Consider the following 5396-nt stretch of genomic DNA (forward strand, 5'->3'; position numbering starts at 1 on the left):
GAGCACATTCGGGCGCTTTCCTCGGATGTGCGGAGTAAAGCCCAGTCCCGTATCACTCTTTCTTTTCCACCCACTGCGCGTAGGTCTGCCGCGTCAGCTCGAAGGTGTCCCGCGTATGCGTGTACGTTCCGCGCCCACCCATGCGGCCTACGAGGTCGAGGGCGGCGGTATCCACGTCATGCTTTTCGGCGTCGAGCACGGCGTCTTCACGCAGCCACAGGCCGAGGACTTCGCCGAGGATGATGCGGGTGCGGCCAATCAGAACCGTCTGCACCTCGCGGCATTCCAGCGCGGCGGGGGCGTCCTGCACGTGGGGCACCTGCACCTGCTGACCGGGCGCGAGCCGGAGGCCGAGGGCCTGCGCCTCGTCCATGCCGTGTGGGAAATCGGTGGCGGTGAGGTTCATCGCTTCGGCCAGGGCCGCGCTGACCAGACTGACCGTGAATTCACTTCCGGGTTTGACATTGAGCGCGGTGTCTTTCGGCGTGCCGTCGGGCCGGTCACCGGGAGCGAAGGCGACGACGGGCGGCTCGGACCCCATCAGCCCGAAAAAGGAGTAGGGCGCGAGGTTGAACCCCCCCTCGCCCTGCGTGCCGACCCACGCGATGGGGCGGGTAACCACCGTCGCCGTCAGCAACTTGTAGCGGGCCGACTGCGGCAGCGCGGTCAGGTCGAAATGGGCATGGGACATGGAAGCAGGGTAGCGGTCTGGTCTACGCTGTGGGCGTGAGTGCTCCGACGAGTTACCGTGACGCCTATGCCCAGCTTTCCCGGATTGCCGCCGAACTGGAGACGGGCGAGGCCGACCTGGACCGGGTCTTGCCGCTGCTCGAAGAAGCCCGCGCCGCCTACGCCGAGTGCCGCAGCCGTATCGAGGCGGTGCGGGCGGTCCTGAGCGGCGAGTGGGGCGAGGCGGAGGACAGCAGTGAGGGCGACGGCCCCGACCTTTGACCCCTGACACAAAAGAGAAAGGCCCCCCCGGTCAGGGAGAGGGCCTTTCGCATGTCGTCCCGCGTGGACTCAGAATTCTTTGACGACGCTTTCTTTCTGCCAGTTGTAGCGGTAGTTCAGGAATTCGAAGGGGAACCCGGCTTTGATGCCGACGTAGCCGTCTGCGCCCAGCGCCACGTTGCCGCTCTGCCCGAAGGTGTAGGCCACCTTGACGTAGGGGTTGATGCCGAGTTCCGGCCCGGCGATACCGTAGAAAATCACGCTGGCGTCGTTGGTGAAGCGGGCTTTGGCGGCGATGCTGCCCGTGAGGTTGGGCGTGATTTGCGGCTCGACCGCGAAGGTATCGAGTTTGTTCCACTCAGGGCGCACGTATTCGGCACCGAGCGCCATGTGCTGCGCCACGCCGATGCTGAAGGGCTGGTCGACCTTCACCTGACCGCTCAGGTCGAAGCCCAGCCTGTAGGCGGGCGTCACCACAACGGGCAGTGGCCCCAGCATGAAGACCAGCGGGGCGTACCCCACCGAAACCAGGGGCAGGCTGACCGGCGTCTCGGCACTCAGGGTCAGTCCGGTGGCGGAGCGCATGGTGGCGTTGTTTTCGCCGTCCACCCGCACGGTGAAGTAGGTCACGGCGAGTCGCTTGGTCGTTTTGCCCTCGACCGGCACCTGCTCAATCTTGAGGTCGATCGTCAGGCTGTTGCGGAACTGGTAGCAGGCCCGCAGGTCGGTGCTGACCTGAATGGGGCTCTGGGCCGAGACGGGGAGCGGCACAGGCAAGCACTTTTCCTGACCGGTGCCCACAGTCCACGTCGCCTGCGGTCCGAGGTCGGTTTGCGGCAGGGGAATGTTGTAAAAGCCGTTGCCCGACTGGGCACCCTGGGCCGACAGCACCTGCTGTGCGTAGATGGGCCGCGAGGTGTTCACCTGCTGGGTGAGGTGGTACTCGCCGGGCTGGATGGCGCCGCTGTTCAGGGCGTCCTCCAAGGTGGCGGGGGCCGTCTCCACCCGGATGGTGTCGCCTGCGACCTCCACGTCGGTCACGCGGCGCAGCAGACCGTAGGGCGCGGCAGGGGTGGGCGCACTCGCCAGAATGGTTCCGTCAGTGAGGCTCTGCACGTCGTCCACTTGCGTGGCGCTCAGCTTCTGACCCCGCAGGGGAAGCGCGTCCGGGACGCTGAAGACGATGGTGCCGTCACTGCCGAGCGACTTGATGGTCTGGTTGGCGAAAGGGGTCAGCACCTTGAGCGGGCCGGACGTGGGGGCGGCGGGCTGAGCAGGCACCGGAGCGTCGGTGTTTCCGCAGCTGCTCAGGGCCAGCGTGGTGGCGAGAAGCAGACCAAAAGAGGACTTTCTCATACGGCCATCCTTTCCATGCAAACAAGTGAACCGAGGACGACACGGGGGCAGCAAGCAGAGGTCGGCTTGCGGGTCAGGCCCCAAACTTCTCCCCCCGCCCTGGCAGCCTCGCTGCGCCGCTGCCAGGTGATGAACTTATACACCCGGCGACCCCAGCACAATTCCGTAAAAAGTCACGTCGCGCCCAGACAATTCTGTCAGGACCAGGGAGACACCTCGCCCGCCGATGGACCTCCGGGGGCCGCACGGATGCCGCAGCTCCTCCGGTCTGTGGTCGACAAGTGACGAAAAAGGTTCCCGGGCACTATGCTCGGCGTCATGACCGATGGTTCGGTAGCCGCTTCCGCCACCCCCGAAGAACAGTTTCCCCACGTCAACCCGCACGTGTACCGCTTCGTGGTGGACGTGACCTTCTTGCCCGTCCTGCTGGCAGGCATGCGCCTCGACATTCACGGGCGCGAGAATGTGCCGCCGCCCGGCACGCCGCTGGTGGTCGCCGCCAATCACCAGTCGCTGCTCGACCCCTTCCTGATTGCCCGCGCCCTGCCACCGGGCCGCTTCCTGCAATTCATGGCCAAGCGCGAGCTGTTCGTTCCGGTCATCGGGGACATCATCCGCGCCGGGGGCAGCTTTCCGGTGGACCGCGACGGCAGCGACGTGAAAGCCATTCGCACCAGCCTGCGGATTTTGAAGGCGAACGGCACGGTGGGGATTTTTCCGCAGGGCACGCGTGGCGGACAGGAGATTCATGGCGGGGCGGCCCTGATTGCCGCGCGGGGCCGGGCACCTATCCTGCCCGCAGGCATCAGCCGCGACGGGAAGCGCTGGGTCATCCGCTTCGGTGAGCCCATTGCCGCCAGGGGCGGTATCAAGGCCAACACCGAAGAACTGGCCCGACAACTTCAGGTGCTGTCACAGCCGCTCGGACACCGGGTCGGCTGACGGGTCGGCTCCGGCCCCTATACTCTGTTCCAGCAGGCCCAGGGAAAGTCCGGTTTCAGTCCGGCACTGTCGCGCAACGGTTTTCAGTCCGAACACCTGACCTGCTCTCGCTCGCCTACGGGCCAGCGTGCGGCCTGACCTCTCGCGGAAGGAGGAAACGCCCGTCCTGAGCGTTGGACGCGCCTTTTCTGCTGACCGCTGCCCACTTTGTTCGGGGGCGGTTTTTTTCGTTGCCCCGCCAGGAGAACCCATGCGTACCTTTCCCGCCCTGCTGCTGACCCTGAGCGCCGCGCTCGCCACCTCTGCCAGCGCTGCCCGCTATCCCCTCACCCTCACCGACGACCTCGGGCGCAAGGTGACGGTCAAGGCCGAGCCTGCCCGCATCATCAGCGTGCTGCCGAGCAACACCGAAACCCTGTGCGCCATCGGAGCCTGCGCCAAGTTGGTCGGCGTGGACGACTACAGCGACTTTCCCGCGCAGGTCACCAAGTTGCCCAAAGTGGGCGGCCTCTACGACCCCAACGTGGAAAAAATCGTGAGTCTCAGGCCCGACCTCGTCATCGTCAGCAAGTACGGCAAGCTGACCGAGCAACTGGACAAACTGGGCGTGCCCACGCTGGCGGTCAACCCCGAAAGCTACGCCGACGTGTTCAGCAAAACCACGCTGCTGGGCCGCGTCGTCAACCGTGAGGCGCAGGCCAAGGCGCTCAATATTCAAATGGGGCGCGAGATTGCCAAGGTCGAAATTCTGACCAAAAATGCCGTTCGCAAGCCCACCACCTACTTCGAGATTGACCCCACGCCGTACTCCATCGGCCCCAACTCGTTCATGGGCACGTTGCTGACCAAGGCGGGCGCGAGAAACGTGATTCCGGCGTCCCTGGGCGACTTTCCCAAGGTAGACCCCGAACTGATCGTGAAGCAGAACCCGCAACTGATTCTGGGCACCGACCTCAAGACGGCGGCGGCGCGGCCCGGCTGGAAGTCCATCACCGCCGTGAGGACAGGCAAGGTCATCGAGATTCCCAAGGAACTGAACACCATTCTGGGACGCCCCGGCCCCCGACTGCCGCAGGCGCTGCGCGGCCTGGCGAAAATCGTTCACCCCGAACTGTTCCGGTGAGCGTGGCGGCGACGGCTCCGGCGGTGCGGCGTTCACGGGCGTATCTGGCGTCCGGCACCGCCCTGCTGCTGGGGCTTTTGCTGGTCGCGGTGGTGCTGGGGACGGGCCTGGGCAGCGTGAACATCGCCCCCGGCGCGGTGCTCTCGGCGCTGTGGAAGGGCGTGAGCGGGCAGGCGTTGCAGGGCGACGCGGTCATCATCTGGCAGATTCGGCTGCCCCGCGTGGTCATGGGCGTGCTGGTCGGCGCGGCGCTGAGCGTGTGCGGCGGGGCCTTTCAGGGCGTGTTTCGCAATCCGCTGTCCGACCCCTACCTGCTGGGCGTGGCGAGTGGCGCGGGGCTGGGCGCGACGGTGGCGCTCACGCTGGGCTGGTCACACCAGTTCGTGCCGCTCTCGGCGCTGGTCACTGCCCTGGCCGCCGTGACCGTCACGCTGCTGCTGGCCCGCGAAGGCCGCCGCTTCCCGCCCACGCGCCTGATTCTGTCGGGCGTGGTGGTCGGCAGCGTGCTGAGTGCGGCGACCACCGCCCTGATGCTGCGCGGCGAAGACCGGGCGCGGGAAGTGCTGGCCTACACGCTGGGCGACCTCAGTTTCTCCGGCTGGCGCGACGTGCTCACCGTGCTGCCCTACGTCGGGCTGGGCTGCGGGGCGCTGCTGCTGCTGGCCCGCGCCCTCGACACCCTGCAACTCGGTGACCTGACCGCCCGTTCGCTGGGCGTGCCCGTCGAGCGGCTGCGGCTGCTGGTGGTGCTGTTCGCCAGCCTCGCCACGGCGGGCGCGGTGGCGTATGTGGGCATCATCGGGTTTGTCGGCCTGATTGTGCCGCATCTGGTGCGGCTGGCGTTCGGCGCGGGCCACCGCACGCTGCTGCCGCTGTCGGGACTGCTGGGCGGGGCGCTGCTGGTGCTGGCCGACCTGCTGGCCCGCACCACGCCGCTTTCGCAGGTCGGTATCGTGACCACGCTGCTGGGCGGGCCGTTTTTCCTGTGGCTGCTGAGGCGGGAAAATGGCTAGGACGCAGAGGG

Annotated in this window: 6 protein-coding genes; 4 read left to right on the forward strand and 2 right to left on the reverse strand. The window is 66.8% G+C overall.

Annotated features, from left to right (window positions below; all coding sequences use genetic code 11):
- Positions 1-52 precede the first annotated feature (52 nt).
- Positions 53-691: a flavin reductase family protein gene (locus Q4C89_RS07415; protein WP_303101971.1), complete on the reverse strand. Its 639-nt coding sequence runs from the start codon at positions 689-691 to the stop codon at positions 53-55.
- Between the two features lie 29 nt (positions 692-720).
- Here Q4C89_RS07415 and xseB point away from each other — a divergent pair, with 29 nt between their 5' ends.
- Positions 721-951 (forward strand): exodeoxyribonuclease VII small subunit, encoded by a 231-nt coding sequence (gene xseB, locus Q4C89_RS07420; protein WP_303101972.1) that lies wholly within the window; start codon positions 721-723, stop codon positions 949-951.
- 69 nt (positions 952-1020) lie between these two features.
- On the opposite strand, the gene Q4C89_RS07425 is transcribed toward xseB, so the two are convergent.
- Positions 1021-2307 carry a hypothetical protein gene (locus Q4C89_RS07425; RefSeq protein WP_303101973.1) on the reverse strand — a complete coding sequence of 429 codons (1287 nt, stop codon included), beginning with the start codon at positions 2305-2307 and terminating at the stop codon, positions 1021-1023.
- A 318-nt stretch (positions 2308-2625) separates the two neighbouring features.
- Between Q4C89_RS07425 and Q4C89_RS07430 the strand changes: the two genes are divergently transcribed.
- The 3 genes from Q4C89_RS07430 (at position 2626) to Q4C89_RS07440 (ending at position 5385) form a co-directional block, all read left to right on the forward strand.
- On the forward strand, positions 2626-3249 hold the full coding sequence (locus tag Q4C89_RS07430; protein ID WP_303101974.1) for a 1-acyl-sn-glycerol-3-phosphate acyltransferase: 624 nt from the start codon (positions 2626-2628) through the stop codon (positions 3247-3249).
- A gap of 250 nt (positions 3250-3499) precedes the next feature.
- Positions 3500-4372, forward strand: a complete 873-nt coding sequence (locus Q4C89_RS07435) for an ABC transporter substrate-binding protein (RefSeq protein ID WP_303101975.1) — start codon at positions 3500-3502, stop codon at positions 4370-4372.
- Positions 4369-5385, forward strand: a complete 1017-nt coding sequence (locus tag Q4C89_RS07440; RefSeq protein WP_303101976.1) for an iron ABC transporter permease — start codon at positions 4369-4371, stop codon at positions 5383-5385. Before Q4C89_RS07435 ends, Q4C89_RS07440 begins: the two co-directional genes overlap by 4 nt.
- The last annotated feature ends 11 nt before the right edge of the window (positions 5386-5396 follow it).

It is taken from the genome of Deinococcus sp. (assembly GCF_030523985.1).
In the GTDB taxonomy this organism is placed as follows: Bacteria; Deinococcota; Deinococci; order Deinococcales; family Deinococcaceae; genus Deinococcus.

Excerpts from the sequence above, each read along its gene's own strand:
- Q4C89_RS07415 (WP_303101971.1), bottom strand. The coding sequence starts at position 691 with ATGTCCCATGCCCATTTCGACCTGACCGCGCTGCCGCAGTCGGCCCGC.
- Q4C89_RS07425 (WP_303101973.1), bottom strand. The coding sequence starts at position 2,307 with ATGAGAAAGTCCTCTTTTGGTCTGCTTCTCGCCACCACGCTGGCCCTG.
- Q4C89_RS07430 (WP_303101974.1), top strand. The coding sequence starts at position 2,626 with ATGACCGATGGTTCGGTAGCCGCTTCCGCCACCCCCGAAGAACAGTTT.
- Q4C89_RS07435 (WP_303101975.1), top strand. The coding sequence starts at position 3,500 with ATGCGTACCTTTCCCGCCCTGCTGCTGACCCTGAGCGCCGCGCTCGCC.